The sequence below is a fragment of the Mesorhizobium sp. M8A.F.Ca.ET.218.01.1.1 genome (assembly GCF_004791165.1).
Lineage (GTDB): Bacteria > Pseudomonadota > Alphaproteobacteria > Rhizobiales > Rhizobiaceae > Mesorhizobium.
The window spans coordinates 1-285 of the sequence record NZ_SRUZ01000205.1; the positions used below are offsets into that span (position 1 = coordinate 1).

General features: G+C 59.3%; 1 protein-coding gene. It reads left to right on the forward strand.

What is annotated here, in order from left to right; translation table 11 throughout:
• The coding region (locus EN861_RS35760) for a hydrolase (RefSeq protein ID WP_348630923.1) at nt 1–285 on the forward strand (285 nt) is incomplete at both ends.

Genomic DNA, 285 nt, shown 5'->3' on the forward strand with positions numbered 1-285 from the left:
CGCGCGTCAACAGGCATATCGACGACGCGGAAGCCTCGGCGACGGATCAATTCATCGTGCTCAGCCGGGATATTTCGCCCTGGAGCAGCGAGCATCTGTTCTCGGTTGCGAAATCGGTTCCCGGGGAAGAAATGACGACGCTGAGCGGCGACTTTATGACGAAAGTGTTCGAGGGCCCCTACAGCCAGGCAAGGCAGTGGCTGGAGGAGATGCGGCAGATCGCGCGCGATCGGAAATCGGAGCCGGGCAACGTCTATTTCTTCTATACGACGTGCCCGAAATGCG